Annotated in this window: 19 protein-coding genes; 13 read left to right on the top strand and 6 right to left on the bottom strand. The window is 65.3% G+C overall.

Annotated features, from left to right (window positions below; genetic code table 11):
* Window positions 1-14: 14 nt before the first annotated feature.
* The 3 genes from VI26_RS17780 to VI26_RS25190 all read right to left on the bottom strand — a co-directional run bounded on the left by VI26_RS17780 (window position 15) and on the right by VI26_RS25190 (window position 1,620).
* Window positions 15-959: an SPFH domain-containing protein gene (locus tag VI26_RS17780; RefSeq protein ID WP_048411085.1), complete on the bottom strand. Its 945-nt coding sequence runs from the start codon at window positions 957-959 to the stop codon at window positions 15-17.
* Between the two features lie 8 nt (window positions 960-967).
* On the bottom strand, window positions 968-1,399 hold the full coding sequence (locus tag VI26_RS17775) for an NfeD family protein (RefSeq protein ID WP_048411084.1): 432 nt from the start codon (window positions 1,397-1,399) through the stop codon (window positions 968-970).
* A 92-nt stretch (window positions 1,400-1,491) separates the two neighbouring features.
* Window positions 1,492-1,620, bottom strand: coding sequence for a hypothetical protein (locus VI26_RS25190; RefSeq protein ID WP_255360820.1), 129 nt, complete (start codon window positions 1,618-1,620; stop codon window positions 1,492-1,494).
* A 117-nt stretch (window positions 1,621-1,737) separates the two neighbouring features.
* On the opposite strand from VI26_RS25190, the gene VI26_RS17770 reads away from it, so the two are divergent.
* Entirely contained in the window at window positions 1,738-2,325 is a 588-nt protein-coding gene (locus VI26_RS17770; RefSeq protein WP_048411083.1) for a YigZ family protein, read from the top strand.
* Window positions 2,326-2,383: 58 nt separating this feature from the next.
* Entirely contained in the window at window positions 2,384-3,313 is a 930-nt protein-coding gene (locus VI26_RS17765) for an exopolyphosphatase (protein ID WP_048411082.1), read from the top strand.
* Window positions 3,314-3,405: 92 nt separating this feature from the next.
* On the opposite strand, the gene VI26_RS17760 is transcribed toward VI26_RS17765, so the two are convergent.
* Window positions 3,406-4,068 carry an HAD family phosphatase gene (locus VI26_RS17760; protein ID WP_048411081.1) on the bottom strand — a complete coding sequence of 221 codons (663 nt, stop codon included), beginning with the start codon at window positions 4,066-4,068 and terminating at the stop codon, window positions 3,406-3,408.
* A 104-nt stretch (window positions 4,069-4,172) separates the two neighbouring features.
* Between VI26_RS17760 and VI26_RS17755 the strand changes: the two genes are divergently transcribed.
* Both VI26_RS17755 and VI26_RS17750 read left to right on the top strand, forming a co-directional pair.
* Window positions 4,173-4,823, top strand: a complete 651-nt coding sequence (locus tag VI26_RS17755) for a ParA family protein (RefSeq protein ID WP_048411080.1) — start codon at window positions 4,173-4,175, stop codon at window positions 4,821-4,823.
* Window positions 4,824-5,009: 186 nt separating this feature from the next.
* On the top strand, window positions 5,010-5,960 hold the full coding sequence (locus VI26_RS17750; RefSeq protein ID WP_048411079.1) for a GMP reductase: 951 nt from the start codon (window positions 5,010-5,012) through the stop codon (window positions 5,958-5,960).
* A gap of 23 nt (window positions 5,961-5,983) precedes the next feature.
* On the opposite strand, the gene VI26_RS17745 is transcribed toward VI26_RS17750, so the two are convergent.
* On the bottom strand, window positions 5,984-6,475 hold the full coding sequence (locus VI26_RS17745; RefSeq protein WP_048411078.1) for a MaoC family dehydratase: 492 nt from the start codon (window positions 6,473-6,475) through the stop codon (window positions 5,984-5,986).
* A 96-nt stretch (window positions 6,476-6,571) separates the two neighbouring features.
* Here VI26_RS17745 and VI26_RS17740 point away from each other — a divergent pair, with 96 nt between their 5' ends.
* From VI26_RS17740 to VI26_RS17720, 5 genes are all read left to right on the top strand, one after another.
* A complete protein-coding gene (locus VI26_RS17740) occupies window positions 6,572-7,321 on the top strand; it encodes a copper homeostasis protein CutC (RefSeq protein ID WP_048411077.1) in 750 nt (249 codons plus the stop codon).
* A 67-nt stretch (window positions 7,322-7,388) separates the two neighbouring features.
* Complete coding sequence (locus VI26_RS17735; RefSeq protein WP_053074489.1) at window positions 7,389-7,916, top strand: cupin domain-containing protein; 528 nt, start codon at window positions 7,389-7,391, stop codon at window positions 7,914-7,916.
* A gap of 69 nt (window positions 7,917-7,985) precedes the next feature.
* A complete protein-coding gene (locus tag VI26_RS17730) occupies window positions 7,986-8,777 on the top strand; it encodes a hypothetical protein (RefSeq protein ID WP_156183933.1) in 792 nt (263 codons plus the stop codon).
* Window positions 8,778-8,860: 83 nt separating this feature from the next.
* Window positions 8,861-9,535, top strand: a complete 675-nt coding sequence (locus VI26_RS17725; RefSeq protein ID WP_231581047.1) for a hypothetical protein — start codon at window positions 8,861-8,863, stop codon at window positions 9,533-9,535.
* Window positions 9,536-9,610: 75 nt separating this feature from the next.
* The gene (locus VI26_RS17720) at window positions 9,611-10,387 is read left to right on the top strand and encodes a transporter substrate-binding domain-containing protein (protein ID WP_048411076.1); all 777 of its coding nucleotides are present in this window, start codon (window positions 9,611-9,613) and stop codon (window positions 10,385-10,387) included.
* A 150-nt stretch (window positions 10,388-10,537) separates the two neighbouring features.
* On the opposite strand, the gene VI26_RS17715 is transcribed toward VI26_RS17720, so the two are convergent.
* Window positions 10,538-11,329, bottom strand: a complete 792-nt coding sequence (locus VI26_RS17715) for a helix-turn-helix transcriptional regulator (RefSeq protein WP_048411075.1) — start codon at window positions 11,327-11,329, stop codon at window positions 10,538-10,540.
* A gap of 117 nt (window positions 11,330-11,446) precedes the next feature.
* Between VI26_RS17715 and VI26_RS17710 the strand changes: the two genes are divergently transcribed.
* The 4 genes from VI26_RS17710 (at window position 11,447) to VI26_RS17695 (ending at window position 16,838) form a co-directional block, all read left to right on the top strand.
* Window positions 11,447-12,817: an APC family permease gene (locus tag VI26_RS17710; RefSeq protein ID WP_048411074.1), complete on the top strand. Its 1,371-nt coding sequence runs from the start codon at window positions 11,447-11,449 to the stop codon at window positions 12,815-12,817.
* On the top strand, window positions 12,814-13,971 hold the full coding sequence (locus VI26_RS17705; RefSeq protein WP_231581046.1) for a P1 family peptidase: 1,158 nt from the start codon (window positions 12,814-12,816) through the stop codon (window positions 13,969-13,971). The genes VI26_RS17710 and VI26_RS17705 overlap by 4 nt, the downstream gene beginning before the upstream one ends.
* 57 nt (window positions 13,972-14,028) lie before the next feature.
* Entirely contained in the window at window positions 14,029-14,988 is a 960-nt protein-coding gene (locus VI26_RS17700; protein WP_048411072.1) for a sensor domain-containing diguanylate cyclase, read from the top strand.
* 158 nt (window positions 14,989-15,146) lie between these two features.
* A complete protein-coding gene (locus tag VI26_RS17695) occupies window positions 15,147-16,838 on the top strand; it encodes a cation:proton antiporter (protein WP_231581045.1) in 1,692 nt (563 codons plus the stop codon).
* Window positions 16,839-16,846: the final 8 nt, after the last annotated feature.

The raw sequence follows: 16,846 nt of genomic DNA, 5'->3' as shown, positions 1-16,846 counted from the left end.
GGATTAAGAAGGGATTAGCGCTGGGTCTGCTTGACCACGCTCATCGCGCTGGCCACCAGCGAGCCGACATCGGCGACATTGGCCGGCAGTATGATGGTGTTGTTTTCCTTGGCCAATTTGCCGAAGGCGGCCACGTATTGCTCGGCCACTTTCAGGTTGACCGCCTCCAGGCCGCCCTCGGTGTGGATGGAGCTGGCCACGCGCTTGATCGCGTCGGCGGTGGCGTCGGCCACCAGGCGCAGCGCCTCGGCCTCGCCCAGTGCCTTGTTGATGGCGGCCTGCTTGTCGCCTTCGGAATTGTTGATGGTGGCCTGCATCTCGCCCTGGGATTTCTGGATCGCCGCTTCGCGCGCGCCGTTGGCCAGGTTGATCTGCTCCATCTTCAAGCCTTCGGATTGAGCGATGCGCGCGCGCTTTTCCCGCTCCGCGGTGATCTGCGCCTGCATCGCGTGCAGGATGTCCTGCGGCGGCACCAGGTCCTTGATCTCGTAGCGCAGCACTTTGACGCCCCAGTTGATCGCGGCCTCGTCCAGCGCCGCCACCACGGTCTGGTTGATCTCGTCGCGCTCTTCAAAGGTCTTGTCCAGCTCCATCTTGCCGATCACCGAGCGCAGCGTGGTCTGCGACAGCTGGGTGATGGCGATGATGAAGTTGCTGGTGCCGTAGGAGGCGCGCTGGGCGTCGGTGACCTGGAAGTAGAGGATGCCGTCCACTTTCAACTGGGTATTGTCGCGGGTGATGCAGACCTGGCTGGGCACGTCCAGCGGCACTTCCTTCAGGCTGTGCTTGTAGGCGATGCGGTCGATGAAGGGAATGATGATGTTGAGGCCGGGCGCCAGGGTGCCGTGATAGCGGCCGAGGCGCTCGACGATGTAGGCGTTCTGCTGCGGCACCACCGCCAGCGATTTGAACACGAAGACGATGACGGCGGCGAGCAGGATCAGGGGCAGGAGTTCCATGGGTCTTGTTATTCCGGTTGGGTTGAACTGATTTTGAGCAGATTGCCGTCGCGGCCGACGATGTAGGCGGTGGCGCCGGCTTCCAGGCTTACGCCGTCCACCGTCGCCGCGTCCCAGGCCGCGCCGCGGTATTGCACGCGGGCATGGCCGGAAGCGGCGGCATGGAGGATTTGCACCGGCTGGCCCAGGTCCGGGTCGTCGGCGCGCGGTTGGCTGGGGGCGGGCGGATGGCGGCGCTTGTAGCCGTACACCAGCACGACGCCGGCCACGCCGGCAAGGCTGGCGATCACGTATTGGCTGGCTTCGGCGGCGCCGAGCCAGGCGGCGGCGCCGCCGCAGAGCATGGCGACGGCGACGACCAGCAGGTAGAAGGTGCCGGAGAAGAACTCGGCGATCAGCGCGATCAGCGCGCTGGCGATCCAGATGGCGGTTAGCGGCAAGTCGATGACCTTGTCAAATTGATGCGCACATTTTCATGCCATCGCCGCGGAATGACAAGCGCGCGGGCGCGTCCTCTCAAGCGGGCGGGCGTTTAAACATGATCCTTGTCCGGCAGATAATGAGACAGGCGAGCCTCTTCCTCATCATCCAGCCAGAATTTGTCCAGCATTACCCAGACCACGGCAAGCAGCGAAACCAATACGACGAGCAGAGCGATCATGGCTTGGACTCCTCATCAAGGTGAATAAGGCGCGTTCCCATTTCCATTGTAGTGCCTGCCCGGCGCTTTGCCGGCGATGGGGTACAATCCTCCACCTCAGACAAGCCGAGGGGCGGAATGTTCCAGTTGCAAGCAAGGGCGCAGGCCGAGATCGAGATCAAGAAGAGCCGTTTCATCGGCATCGTGCAGCCGGTGAGCAGCCGGGAAGAGGCGCTGGCGCGGCTGGCGGAGATCCGCGCGCAATGGCCGGACGCGCGCCATTACTGCGCGGTGCTGCTGTGCGGCGCGGATTCCATGCTGGACGACGACGGCGAGCCTTCCGGCACCGCGGCGCGGCCGATGTACAACGTGTTGCGGCATAAGGACGTTTGCGATGTGCTGGCGGTGGTGGTCCGGTATTTCGGCGGAATTAAATTGGGTGCGGGCGGCTTGGTCAGAGCCTACACTCAAGCTGTCAATGCCGCGATGGACATGGCCAGCCTGATGGCGGTGGTGGCGCGCGGTGATTACGCGGCGACGGTGGATTTCGCCGGCGAGGCGCGGCTGCGCCACTTGTGCCAGGAACTGGGCGTGCCGGTATCGACGCCCGTTTACGGCGAACGGGTGAGCTTGACGCTGAGCCTGCCGCTCGCCGAGGCCGAGGCCTTGCTGGCGGCGTTGACGGACGGGATGGCCGGCGCGCTGGAGGTGTCGCCGGTCGACTGAGGCGCCGTACGGCGCGGGCGGGGCCGCGCCGGCCCTTCTAAAGGGAGAGAGGGAACTCATGTCGCAACAGCAATATCGCCTGGTGACGCGCAGCGATTTCGACGGACTGGTGTGCGCGGTGCTGCTCAACGAACTGAATATGATCAAGGAGATCAAGTTCGCTCACCCCAAGGACATGCAGGACGGCAAGGTGGAAATCACCGAGAACGACATCACCACCAACCTGCCTTACGTGGCGGCGGCGCATCTGGTCATCGACCACCATCTTTCCGAAACCCTGCGCAATTCCAGCGCGGACAATTATGTGATCGATCCCAAGGCGCCGTCGGCGGCGCGGGTGGTGTTCAACCACTTCGGCGGCAAGCAGGCGTTTCCCAATATCAGCGACGAGATGATGGAGGCGGTGGACAAGGCGGATTCCGCCCAGTATTCGCTGCAGGAAGTGCTGCACCCGTCCGGCTGGGTATTGCTCAATTATCTGATGGACGCGCGCACCGGCCTGGGGCGCTTCAAGGAGTTCCGCGTCAGCAATTACCAACTGATGTTGGACTTGATCCGTTACTGCCGCGACCACGGCATAGACGAGATCCTGGCCTTGCCCGATGTGCAGGAGCGGGTGGACTTGTACCGCCAGCACGAGGCGCTGGCCAAGGAGCAGATCCGGCGCTGTTCCCGCGTCTACGGCAATCTGGTGGTGTTGAACCTGCTGCATGAGGACGTGATCCATCCCACCAACCGCTTCATGATTTACGCGCTGTTCCCGGACTGCAATATCTCCATCCACCAGCTATGGGGCGTCAATCGGCAGAACACGGTGTTCGCGGTGGGCAAGTCCATCATCAACCGCAGCTCGCGCACCAATGTCGGCGCGCTGATGCTGCAGTACGGCGGCGGCGGCCACGAGGCGGCCGGCACCTGCCAGGTGGGCAACGACCAGGCCGAAGATGTGCGCGATGAACTGGTCGCGCGCATCCGCGGCCACGGTTGAGAGCCGATTAACGATCGCGCGGATTAAGGCGTGACAAGGCGGCGCGGCTGAACTCGCCGTGTCGCGCCTCATCACGCGCAGCAGGTCGTCGCTCAGGCCAGCTGTTGCAGCACTTCCAGCGCCTGGTGCAGGTCCTGGCATACCGCCAGCGCGTGATGGGTCTGGTCCGCCGGCGGCGTCACCAGGTCCGGCACCAGGATCACCCGCATGCCGGCGGCGACGCCGGCGTGCAGGCCGTAGATCGAATCCTCCAGCACCACGCAGCGCAGCGGATCGACGCCCAGCTTGCGCGCGGCGGCGAGGTAGACGTCCGGAGCCGGCTTGGTATGGGCGACTTCGTCGCCGGCCACCACGGTATCGAAATAAGACGCGAGCCCGGTGCGGCCCAGCTTGATGTCCGCCAGCTGGCGCTGGGTGGAGGTGGCCACCGCGCGCGGCAGCTTCTGTTCGCGCACCCAGTCCAGCAGCGCCTCGATGCCGCGCTTGAGCGGGATCTCCTCATGCTCCAGCATCTGCCAGTAATGCCGGCGGCCCACGTTTTGCAGCGCGACGGCGTGGTCCTGGCTGCCCAGCCTTTCACTGAGGAATTCGGTGCAGCGGCGCATGGACAGGCCCACCATGTCCAGCAGCAATTGATCGCTGAGCGTCATGTCCAGTTCGTCGGCGGCGCGGCGCCAGGACTCCATCGAAATTCTCTCGGTGTCTATCATCAGGCCATCCATGTCGAACAAGATGGCGTCATAGTTTTGCGGCATGAGGACTCCTTTTCCGGGCTTCGACCTTACGCCAGATGGCCCGGCTGCGGCAAGCACTTCCCCTCTGGTATAGTGGGCCATCGCAAACGGCAGAGGAGGCGGATGTGCAATCGGTATTGGTGGCCAATCCCAAGGGCGGCAGCGGCAAATCGACGCTGGCGACCAATCTGGCCGGCTATTACGCCGCGCGCGGCAAACGGGTGATGCTGGGCGATGTGGACCGGCAGCAGTCGTCGCTGGGCTGGCTGGCGCAACGCGATGCGGCGCTGCCTTCCATCGCCGGCTGGGAAGTCAAGGCCGGCGAGGCGGCGCGGCCGCCCAAGGGCACCGAGGTGGTGGTGCTGGACAGCGCCGCCGGCCTGCACGGCAAGAAGCTGGCGGCCCTGGTGTCCCGCGTCAGCCGCATCCTGGTGCCGATTCAACCTTCTCCGTTCGATATGTGGGCGAGCGAGGCCTTCTTCGAGCAATTGCTGGAAGAAAAGGCGATCCGCAAGAACAAGGCCTTCATGGCGGTGGTGGGCATGCGGGTGGACCCGCGCACCCGCTCGGCGCGCGAATTGGAAAAATTCCTGGCCAATCATGATGTGCCGGTGCTGACCTGGCTGCGCGACACCCAGCTTTACGTGCAGGCGGCTTCCAGCGGCCTGTCGCTGTTCGATCTGCCGCCATCGCGCACCCAGCGCGACCGCGACGCCTGGCAGCCGGTGCTGAATTGGCTGGGCGGCGACGCCGACGGCAGCTGGTGCGACAAATAGCCGTTTGTCTTGATCTGAAATAAAATCGCTTGACGTGAAGAAACCTGCGGCGTAAGGTGTGCCGGTAAGTGCGTGCGAGCCAAGCGAGGCGTCGCAGGGGACACTGTAAACGGGAGCCATCGAGCTCCCGTTTATGTTTGGGGCCCCTCGTTTTTTGACTCTTCATTCCGCTTTGGGAGCACACGCATGATCAAGACAGAACTCAATTACGGCGACGTTTACCTGGTGCCGAAGAAAACCGTGGTGGACAGCCGCAAGGAGTGCGATACCTCGGTTCAGTTCGGCCCGCGCCGTTTCGACATGCCGATCTACCCGTCGAACATGAAGTCGGTGGTCAGCGCCGACACCTGCGAGTTCTTTGCCCGGCAAGGCTGGTTCTACACCATGCACCGCTTCAATGTGGACGCGGTCGAGTTCACTCGCGACATGCAGGCCAAGGGCCTGTTCGCCTCCATCAGCGTCGGCGTCAACGAGGACACGCTGGAACAACTGGCCGCGCTCAAGCAGGCCGGTCTTACCCCGGAATACATGACGCTGGACATCGCCAACGCCTGGTGCGTGAAGGCCGAGCGCATGATCAAGCACATCAAGCAGCACTTCCCCGACACCTTCCTGATTGGCGGCAACATCGCCACCGCCGAGGCCGCGCGCGATCTGCAAAGCTGGGGCTGCGACGCGATCAAGGCCGGCATCGCCGGCGGCCGCGTCTGCATCACCAAGAACAAGACTGGCTTTCATCGCCCGATGATTTCCACGGTGCAGGACTGCGTGGCCGCGGTCAGCGTGCCGGTGATCGCCGACGGTGGCATCGTCGAGCACGGCGACATGGCCAAGGCCATGGCCTGCGGCGCCAGCATGATCATGGCCGGTTCCCTGTTCGCCGGCTATGACGAATCCGCCGGCGATATCGTCGAGATCAACGGCAAGCACTACAAGGAGTACTTCGGCAGCGCCTCGCAGTTCAACAAGGGCGCCTACGTCAATGTCGAGGGCAAGAAAATCCTGGTGGAGTACAAGGGCAGCATCGGCAAGCTGCTGTGCGAGCTGAAGGAAGACTTGCAGTCGTCCATCAGCTACGCCGGCGGCAAGGAATTGCAGGCGCTGCGCAGCGCCGAGATGATCCAGGTCCGCCGCTGATCCGGCCAGGCGGGCCCGCGCGGCTAGGCGGTTTGCGCCGCCGGCGCGGGCGCGTCTTGGTCTTGCCGCGGCAGCGCGCGGCATTGCGCCCAGATCGAGCACTCCAGCTGCATCGCCACTTCGTCGCGCTGATTGCGGGTGGTCCAGCGCACTTTCACCACGCCAAAGCCTGGCTGGCTGCCGGAGCGGCGCTTGTCCAGGATTTCCACGCTGACGCGCAGCGTGTCGCCGGCGCGGGTGGGCTGCGGCCAGCGCATCTTGTCTATCTGCATGCCGATCAAGCCATTGGCCATTTTCCCCAATTCGGTCTGGGTCACCAGCCGCATGCTCAGGCTGCTGGTCTGCCAGCCGCTGGCGGCCAGGCCGCCGAACAGGCTGTCCGCCGCGCGTTGCGGATCGGTATGGAAATATTGCGGGTCGTACTGGTGGGCGAAGCCGGTCAGTTCCTCTTCGCCGAGGGTGTGGCTGGGGCTGTGGAATAGTTGTCCCGGCTGCAGATCTTCAAAATAGAGCATATCGACTTACGTTCGCGTCACTTGAATTTGCAGCTTAACGCGGCCGGCGCAAGCGGTCAAAATCCGGACTGTATTCAACCGAGGGAGAACGATATTTTGTCGCAAGATAGACAGTTGGAAGTGTGCGCCGCCTCGCTGGCCTCCTGCCTGGCGGCGGAGCAGGGCGGCGCGGCCAGGGTGGAATTGTGCGCCAGCCTGGAAACCGGTGGCGTCACGCCGTCGCCGGGCATGATTGCCTTGGCGCGGCAGCGGCTATCCATCGGCCTGCATGTGATCGTGCGGCCGCGCGGCGGCGATTTCCTGTATTCCGCCGACGAGTTCGAGGTGATGCGCCGCGATGTGCTGGCCTGCCGCGACTTGGGCGTGGACGGCGTGGTGTTGGGCTTGCTGGACGCCGATGGCGCGGTCGATGTCGAGCGCACGCGCGAGCTGGTCCGGCTGGCGGGGCCGATGACGACGACCTTCCATCGCGCCTTCGATCTGGCGCGTGATCCCGAGCAGGCGCTGGAGCAGGTGATCGCCAGCGGCTGCCGCCGCTTGCTGACATCGGGCCAGGCGCCGACGGCGCTGGACGGCGCGGTCCTGATCGCAGGCTTGCGCCGTCAGGCGGGCGAGCGGCTGATCCTGATGCCGGGCGGCGGCCTGCGGCCGGACAATCTGGCCGCGCTGGCGCGCGCCACCGGCTGCGCCGAATTCCACGCCTCGGCCAGCGCGGCGGTGGCCAGCGCGATGCGCCATCGCCGTTCCGGCGTATCCATGGGCGCCGGCGGCGATGAGTACGGCTGGCGCGAAACCAGCGCCGCCACGGTGCGGGCGATGCGCGAGGTTTTGCGCGCGCTGGATTGACTCTGGTTTCACGGCTGCGGGATGATGCCGACATCGTCCGGCAAGAGACCGGGACAGGAGCGCAGACATGAGCAAGCCGCCGAATGTGGTCAATATCGAGCAGGTCGCCGCCGTCGACTATCGGGAGGGCGAGGTCTGGGGCGGCAGCTACCAGCCGCTGACGCCGGCCTTGGACGCCTTGCCGGGCCGGCTGGGCGCCAATCTGACCCGGCTGCCGCCGGGACGGGTGGGCTGTCCCTTCCATGCTCATGCCCGCGAGGATGAAATCTTCTATGTGCTGTCCGGACGCGGCGTGCTGCGCCTGGGCGACAGCGTTCAGGAAATCGGCCCTGGCGACTGCGTTTCCTGTCCGGCCGGTCATGGTGTCGCGCACCAGATCGCCAACCCTTTCGATGAAGACCTGGTTTATCTGGGCATCGGCGTCAACGACCCGCACGAAGTCTGCGTCTATCCGGACAGCGGCAAGGTGCTGGTGCGCCATCTGAAACAGGTGGGACGGCTGGAGGGCGCGCCGTATTACGACGGCGAGCCGCCGCGGCCCAGGGTGTTCGACTTGCTGGAGCGCGGCGTGCAGCCGGCGCCGAAGAAGAAATAGCCGGCGCTTGGCAGGCGGGGACGGCATGAGCGATAACGGAAGCATGGCGCACGGGCGGGTAGAGAAACGATGAGGCGGGGATTGGGCCGGGCGGCGGCGCTGGCGCTGGCATGGTCTATGAGCGCGGCGGCGGGACCGCTGTTGTTCTGTTACGAGGATCAGATTTCCTATCCTTGGCTGGACGGCCACGGCGGCGGTTTGGACATTCAACTGATCAAGCAACTGCAAGCGCCGTTGCGGCGGGCCGTGTTGCTGCAGCCGATGCCATGGCGGCGCTGCATCAATATGCTGAGCCAGGGCAAGATGGACGGCGCCTTCGCCGCCAGCTTCCTGCCGGAGCGCTCACAATGGGGCTTGTATCCGCTATTGGCCGACGGCGCGCCGGACGGCGGCCGACGGCTGCACAGTTCCAGTTATTCCTTGTACCGCTTGAAGGGCACCACGGTGGACTGGGATGGCAGCCATCTCTCCAGCGGCATGGCGCCGATAGGCATGCAGACCGATTTTTCCATTGGCGCTTTTCTGCGCAAGCAGCAGGTGGAGATAGACGACAGCAACCGCGATCCCTTGGCCATTCTGCAAATGCTGCGCTTGCGGCGGCTCAGCGGCGCGGCGCTGCAAACCCCGCGCGCCGAACAGCTGCTGCGCGAGCACCCGGAACTGGCGGAGGTGATTGAACGCTGCCGGCTGCCATTGGAGGAGAAGCCTTATTTCCTGATGCTGTCGCGCCAGTTGGCCTACCGCGAGCCGGGGCTGCCGGCCAGGATCTGGGCGGAACTGGAGCGTCAGCGCGAGGCGCCGGCTTTCCAGGCTTTGCTGCGCTCCGCCAGCCAGCATCGGGAGGCGGGCGGACATAAATGAAGTCCGGGTATTTGGCGATTGACCGCTACCGAAACTAAAGCATTTACTTTACCATCCGCTTTCCATTCACCCTGGGAAAACAAATGCACAAGAATATGCTCGTGGCCGCCGGCTGCCTATGGCTGGCGGCCGGCCCGGTCTTGGCGGAGGGCTGGAATCACCCCGGCTGGCAGGATAGCGCCGATACCCGCGTCAAGGCCTTGGCGCTGTTGCAAACGCTGAACGCCACCTTGCTCAGCAATAGCAGCGCCACCCGCACCTTGCAGCAATGGTGCGCCGAGCACCGGATGGCGGCGCCGGCGCAGATCCGCGCCTTGCGCAATCCCGCCGATCACAAGGACGCCAGCGCCGAGGTGAGGGCGCAGCTGCGCGCGCAGCCGGACGAGCGCGTCGCCTACCGCCGCGTGCAGCTGGCCTGTGGCGAGCATGCGCTGTCCGAAGCCGACAATTGGTATCTGCCCTCCAAGCTGACGGCGGAGATGAACCGCCAACTGGACGGCAGCGATGTGCCGTTTGGCCGCGCGGTGGCGGCGCTGAATTTCCGCCGTCAGACCGAGGAGGTCAAACTGCTGTGGTCGCCGCTGGAGGCCGGCTGGGAAATGAAACCGGCGCCCAAGGCCGGCGCCGGCGGCCTGGACATCGCGCAGCAAGTGCTGCAGCACCGCGCGGTGCTGTATCGCGGCAGCGACAACGCGCCGTTCAGCGTGGTGGTGGAGACTTATCAGCGAGACGTCTTCGCCTTCCCGCTGGCCTATTGAGACCGCGCCGAGCGAGTCTTGCGAGCAGGGCGCTGGCAGCGTCCGCTGCGCAAACAACAGAAGAAGAAAGCAAGCATGATGAAGACAACACAGAGATTGGGCGGCCTGTTCTTGGCCGGCCTGATCGCCGGCCAGCCGGTGCTGGCGGACCGCCTGGACGATATCCTGCAACGCGGCAGCGTGCGGGTGGGCACCACCGGAGATTACCGTCCGTTCAGCGAACGGGACGCGGCCAGCGGCGCCTATCGCGGCCTGGACATCGAGATGGCCGAGAGCCTGGCGCGGGCGCTGGGCGTCAAGCTGGAGCTGGTGGCCACCAGTTGGCCGACGCTGATGCGCGACCACGAGGCCGGCAAGTTCGACATCGCGATGAGTGGGGTGTCGATCAATCTGGAGCGGCAAAAGCGGGCGCTGTATTCGCAGCCCTATCTGAACGACGGCAAGACGCCGATCACCCGCTGTGAAAACGTCCAGCGTTTTCAGACCATCGCCCAGATCAACCAGCCCCGGGTCAAGCTGATCGTCAATCCGGGCGGCACCAATGAAAAGTTCGCGCGCGCCCGCCTGCCGGCGGCCACGCTGACCGTGCATCCGGACAACGTCACCATTTTCCGGCAGATCATAGACGGCAAGGCCGATCTGATGGTGACCGACGCGGTGGAAACCCGTTATCAGCAGAAACTGCATCCGGAGCTGTGCGCGGTGCACCCGGAGAAGCCGTTCGACTTTTCGCAAAAAGCCTATCTGCTGCCCAACGACTGGCGCTGGAAAGCCTGGGTGGATCAATGGCTGAGCCAGAGCCTGCAGAACGGCGAATTCGTCGGCTTATCGGCCAAGTGGCTGGGAAATTGAATCGAGCCTAAGAACCTGTTCAAAGTCTGCTGCGCGTCGGCGATACCGCGTTGAAACCGAGCTCAAAATGCTCATGTACCGTGTGTATATTCCGCTTTTTCGCTCGTTTTCGCCTTGTCTCGCCTTAGCTCGCGAGATCGTAAACACGTTCTAAGCTTCGCTGCCGCGCAGTTGCTCGATATAGCAATTGAACAGCTCGGCGTGGCTGGCCACGCCGAGCTTCAGATACAGATTGCGGCGGTGAACCTTGACGGTTTCCGGCGAGATCGCCAATTGCTGGGCAATGGCCTTGCTGGACAGACCGCACAAGGTCAGCCGCGCCACCTCGGCTTCGCGCTCGCTCAGCCTGCCGTGGCCGAAGCGTTCCAGGGTCTGGCTCAATTGGTCCGCCAGCCGCGCCGGCGGCGGCAAGGGCTCGGCCTGCAACTGCCAATGGCGCCGCATCGCCGCCAGCAGCCAGGGCTGCATCACCCGCAGCTTGCCGATGTCCGCGGGCGCGAATTCGCTGGTTTTTCCCAGCGACAATGACAGAACCTGATCCGGCGCCACGCGCAGCAGCAACTGGACCTCGTCCACGCCCACTTCGCCGCTCATATAACGCTGAAAGTATTCGCTTTGGCGGAAATGATCGGGCGCGATGTCGGGCAGGTGATAGAGACCGTCGGCAAAAGGCTGGCGGCTATACAGATAGAACGGGTCCAGCAGGTAGAGGCCCTGGCAGTACAGCGGCATCGGCGATGCCGCCGCGCGGTGCTGGAAATCGCACTCCTCCAGGATCAAGGGCGGCGCGCCGACGCGAAAACAGGCCGCCAGCGCATTGTCCAGCGGCGCGCTGGCGCGCAGCAGCAGCGCCAGCTGGCGCCAAAAGCCCGGCAGGCCGATATGCGCCATCAACTGCGCCAGATGTTGGTGCAGCGGCAACTCCCTCAACAGACCTTCCATCCCGCCCTCCCGGTTTGGGGTAACCCGTCACGGTGATTGGGCCCCTTTCCGCGCCAAAATACACTGTCTCCCACGCGTCTGACTACAAGGCGCCGCACAACAAGAGGAGAGCAGAGCATGAGCACATCCAAGGCCAGCCCCGGGCTGCGCCGTTCATTGAGCGTGACCGACGTGGTGTTGATCACGGTGTCGGGCGTGACGCCGGCCAGTTCCATTTTCGTGATCGCGCCGTTCGCGCTGCAAGGCGCCGGCAGCGGCGCCTTTCTCGCCTTCGCGCTGGCGGCGCTGTTGGCCGCTGCCTTCGCGCTGTGCTATGCCGAGCTGGGCGCGGCCCATCCCAATGCCGGCGGCGAGTACGTGATGATAGAGCGGGTATTCGGCCGTCGGCTCAGCCTGCTGATGTATCTGCTGATCCTGTGTCTGTTGCTGTTCGTGCCGGCGGTGCTGGCCACCGGCGCCGCGCCCTATCTGAACTCCGCGCTGGGCGCGCGGCTGGACGGCGCGGAGGTGGCGCTGGCGATGATCGTGCTGTGCTTCGGCATCGCGGTGCTGGACATCAAGCTGAACGCCTGGCTGACCGGTTCTTTCCTGCTGTTGGAAGTGGCCGCGCTGACCTTGATCGCCTGGCTGGGCTTCAGCGAGGCGCGGCAGCCGGCGGCGGTGTTGTGGCAGCCGGTGATGGCCGCGGCCGATGGCGGACTCGCCACGGTTCCCGTCGCGGCGATCGCGGCGATGGCGGGCATCGCGGTATTCGCCTACAACGGTTTCGGCGGCGCGGTGTATTTCGCCGAGGATATGCGCGAGAGCGGCCGCCCGGTGGCGCAGGCGGTGCTGGCGACGCTGCTCATCGTGGTGCTGGTGGAGTTGATTCCGGTCACCGCGCTGATCCTGGGCGCGCCGTCGCTGGCTGAGCTGAGCCGGCAAGCGGACCCGATCCACTACGTGCTTAGCCATTTGAGCAGCCCGGCGGTGGCGCGGGTGATCAGCGGTGGCATTTTCCTGTCGGTGTTCAACGCCATCATCGCCATCGTGGTGCAAAGCGGCCGTTTTCTGTACTCCAGCGGCCGGGACGGGCTGTGGCCGGCGCCGGCGAGCCGGGCGCTGCAGCGCCTCCATCCGCGCTTCGGCACCCCCTGGGTGGCCACGCTGGCGCTGGCCTTGCCGTCGGCCTTGCTGACCTTTCATTCCAGCCTGGCCGGCCTGGCCTCGTTCACCGTCATTCTGCTGATGCTCAGTTATCTATTGCTGGCGCTGGCGGCGCTGCGCAGCCGTCGCGGCCGCCATCCCCATCCTTACCGCATGCCCTGGTGGCCGTGGCCGCCGTTATTGGCCGCGGCCGGCAGCGTGTATCTATTATGGGCGGCGTTGCGGGACGCGCCGGCGCGCGATGGCTGGATCATGGCCGGCATCGTGCTGGCCGGTGTGCTGCTGGCCGCGCAGCGGCCGCGGCGCAAGGTATTGATTATCGATGAGCAGAAGGAGAGATGACTATGCAATCCAGGGCAAGATCATTGGGCATTCGCATCGGCCAAGGCGAGCCGGGCGCCTTGAACGCCATTACCGACGTGCCGGGCGTGCGCGTCGGGCATGCCGAGGCCTGGGCGGATTTCGCCGACGGCCGGCGCGCGCGCACCGGGGTGACGGTGGTGGAGCCGCGGCCGGGCCTGGCGCGCCACGCGCCATGTTTCGCCGGCGTGCATGTGCTGAACGGCAACGGCGATGCGTCCGGCCTGGAATGGCTGCGCGAGGCTGGCATGCTGACCACGGCCATCGCGCTGACCAATACCCACAGTGTGGGCGTGGTGCGCGACGCGCTGATCGTCGGCGAGCGCGAGGCGGTGGCCGGCGAGCCGCAGTTGTACTGGACCATGCCGGTGGTGCTGGAAACCTTTGACGGCCTGCTCAACGACATCAACGGCTTCCACGTGACGGCGGAGCACGCGCGCGCTGCGCAGAGGGCGGCCAGCGGCGGGCTGCCGGCCGAAGGTAGCGTCGGCGGCGGCAGCGGCATGATCTGCCATGAGTTCAAGGGCGGCATCGGCACCGCATCGCGGCGCTTGCCAGCGGCGGCCGGCGGCTGGACGGTGGGGGCGCTGTTGCAAGCCAACCATGGCAAGCGCGGCTCTTTATTGGTCGAAGGCTATCCGGTGGGGCGGCATTTGAGCTGCGAGCGCATTCCTTCGCCATTCGAGCAGCGGCGGCTGCCGCAGCCGGGCATGGGCTCCATCGTGGTGGTGCTGGCCACCGACGCGCCCTTGCTGCCGGAGCAATGCCGGCGGCTGGCGCAGCGCGCCGCCATCGGCATTGCCCGCACCGGCGGCGGCACCGAGGACTCCAGTGGCGATATCTTCGTCGCCTTCGCCACCGGCAACCGCGATCTGCCGGTAAGCGACTACGCTGATAAAGGGCCCTTGTGCAGCGAAGTGCGCATGGTCAACGCCGATCATCTGTCGCCCTTGTTCGAGGCGGCGGCGGAAGCGGTGGAGGAGGCCATCGTCAACGCCTTGCTGGCGGCCGGCGATATGCGCGGCAACCACGGCCACGCGGCGCATGGCCTGACGCAGCAGCAGTTATTGACCGCGCTGGATGCTTGCGGCTGGCGTCCGCGCGAGCCGGCGCGGCGATTTGGCGCGGCCCGGTAATGCTATTATCATGAATGGGGCCGCGCTGAACGCGGCGTGACAAGGCAGGAGGCTGAGATGAAGACACCGGAAACGCCGGCGGACGAAGCGAAACGCCTGGCGACGCTGCGCGCGCTCGGAGTGCTGGATACCGCGGCGGAAGAGCGTTTCGACCGCTTGACCAGAATGGCCAAGCGGCTGTTCCGGGTGCCCATCGCCCTGGTTAGCCTGGTGGATGAGAACCGCCAGTGGTTCAAATCCTGCATGGGGCTGGAGTCAAATGAGATTTCGCGCGACATTTCCTTTTGCGGCCACGCCATCCTGGGCGACGATATCTTCATCATTCCTGACGCGTTGGCGGATGCGCGCTTCGCCGACAACCCGCTGGTGGTGGGCGAGCCCTATATCCGTTTCTATGCCGGCTGCCCGCTGCATGCGGCCAATGGCGCCAAGGTGGGCACCTTGTGCGTGGTGGATAGTCTGCCGCGGGATTTCGACCAGGACGATGCGCAGGCGCTGCATGATCTGGCCTTGATGGTGGAGGCGGAGCTGATCGCGTTTCAAGCCGCCACCACCGATGAGCTGACCGGTATTTCCAATCGGCGCGGTTTCCGGCTGCTGGCGCAGTACAGCCTGAATTTCTGCGCGCGCCAGGCCTTGCCGGTGAGCCTGGCTTTTCTGGACCTGGACAAGTTCAAGGCCATCAACGACTGCCATGGCCACGCCGCCGGGGATCAGGCGCTGGCGGCCTTCGCCGAGCAGATGCGCGCCTCCTTTCGCTCCGCCGATCTGCTGGCGCGCCTGGGCGGGGATGAGTTCGTGGTGCTGTTGTCCGATGCCGGCCGCGAGCGGGCGCAGGCGGCGGTCGACAAGTTCGCGCGCAATCTGGATGCTTACAACGACGCCGCCGGTCAGCCCTACCGGCTGGCGTTTTCCGACGGCATCGTGGAGCTGGACCCGGAGCGGCATTTTTCGATAGAAGCGCTGCTGGCGGAAGGCGACACGCTGATGTACGCGATCAAGGGCGCCAAGAAATAGCGCGCCGGTCGTGGCCGGCCAGACAGTCAATCTCGGGAAATTTCACCGGAACTTTCACTTTTCCGCCCCCCTCTAGTTTGAAACCGGCGCATGCGGGCCATGCGTTCCATATAACAAACACAGCTCGGGGGGCGGCCGCCATGGTCCACAATGTTTCATTGATTTCAACCATTGCGGCGGGCCTTGGCCTGTCCCTGATCCTGGGGCTGCTGTGCGAGCGGATCCGCATTCCGGCGCTGGTCGGCTATCTGCTGGCCGGCATCGTCATCGGTCCGGCGACGCCGGGCTTCGTCGCGGATATGCAGATAGCCGCGCAGCTATCGGAAATCGGCGTGATGCTGCTGATGTTCGGCGTCGGCCTGCACTTTTCGATGAAAGACCTGCTATCGGTCAAGCGCATCGCCGTGCCGGGGGCCATCGTGCAGATGAGCGCGGCCACCAGCCTGGCGCTGTTCGTCGCCTGGTGCTGGGGTTGGGGCTGGTCCAGCGGCCTGATCTTCGGCTTGTCGCTGTCCTGCGCCAGCACCGTGGTGCTGCTCAAGGCGCTGGAGGTGCGCGGCATTCTCGACACCATCAACGGCCGCATCGCCGTGGGCTGGCTGGTGGTGGAGGACCTGGCCTGCGTGCTGGTGCTGGTGTTGATGCCGCCGCTGGCGGCGCTGCTGGGCGGGTCGGCCGTAAGCACCGGCGGCGGGCCGCTGTGGCTGACCATTGCGCTGACCCTGTTGCAAGTGGCGGCCTTCATCGCGCTGATGCTGATTGTCGGCCGGCGCGCCTTGCCGTGGCTGCTGTGGCGGGTGGCCAAAACCGGTTCGCGCGAGCTGTTCACGCTGGCGGTGACTGCGGCGGCCATCGGCATCGCCTTCGGCGCAGCCCATATGTTCAATGTTTCCTTTGCGCTGGGCGCGTTTTTCGCCGGCATGATGATGCGGGAGTCCGAATTCAGCCATCGCGCCGCCCGCGATTCTTTGCCGTTGCGCGACGCGTTCTCGGTGCTGTTCTTCGTGTCGGTGGGCATGTTGTTCGATCCGACCATTCTGCTGGAGCAGCCGCTGATGGTGCTGAGCGCGGTGGCCATCATCGTGTTGGGCAAAACCCTGGCGGCGCTGGCCTTGGTCACGCTATGCCGCTACCCGCTGACCACGGCGCTGACCATTGCCGCCAGTCTGGCGCAGATCGGCGAGTTTTCCTTCATCCTGGCCGGCCTGGGCGTGACGCTGGGCCTGCTGTCGGCGCAGGGCATGAGCCTGGTGCTGGCCAGCGCGCTGATCTCGATTGCGCTCAATCCGCTGTTGTTCGCCGGGCTGGAGCCGCTGCGCGGCTGGCTGTTGGCGCGCTCGGAATGGGCGCGCAGCCTGGAACGCCGGGCCGACCCTTATGCGGAACTGCCGATGAGCACCGAGCGCAAATACCTGGAAGGCCAGGTGGTGTTGGTGGGTTACGGCAGGATTGGACGCGGTCTGGCCGCGGAGCTGGAACGCGGCCATGTGCCCTATGTGGTGGTGGACCAGAACCGCGAACTGGTGGAAGCGCTGCGCAATCAGGGTCGCGCGGCGGTGACTGGCGACGCCGCCGAGGCGGCGGTGCTGATCCAGGCCCATATCGTCAACGCCTCGGTATTGGCGGTTTCCACCGCCGACGCGCTCAATCTGCGGCAGATGGTGGAACTGGCGCGCACCTTGAATCCGGAGTTGCGCATCGCGCTGCGCGCGCGTAGCGGCGAGGAGGCCGAGCTGCTGCGGCGCGAAGGACTGGGGACGGTGTTTCTGGCCGACGAGGAACTGGTGGGCAGCATGGGCCGGCATGTGCTGGCCGGCTTCGCCGCGGAACGGCTGCAAGCTGCGCACTGAGCGCGCGG

This window comes from Chromobacterium sp. LK1 (genome assembly GCF_001043555.1).
GTDB classification, from domain to species: Bacteria; Pseudomonadota; Gammaproteobacteria; order Burkholderiales; family Chromobacteriaceae; genus Chromobacterium; species Chromobacterium aquaticum.
The sequence above is the reverse complement of the archived record's forward strand: the minus strand, read 5'-3'. Positions and strand labels throughout refer to the sequence as shown.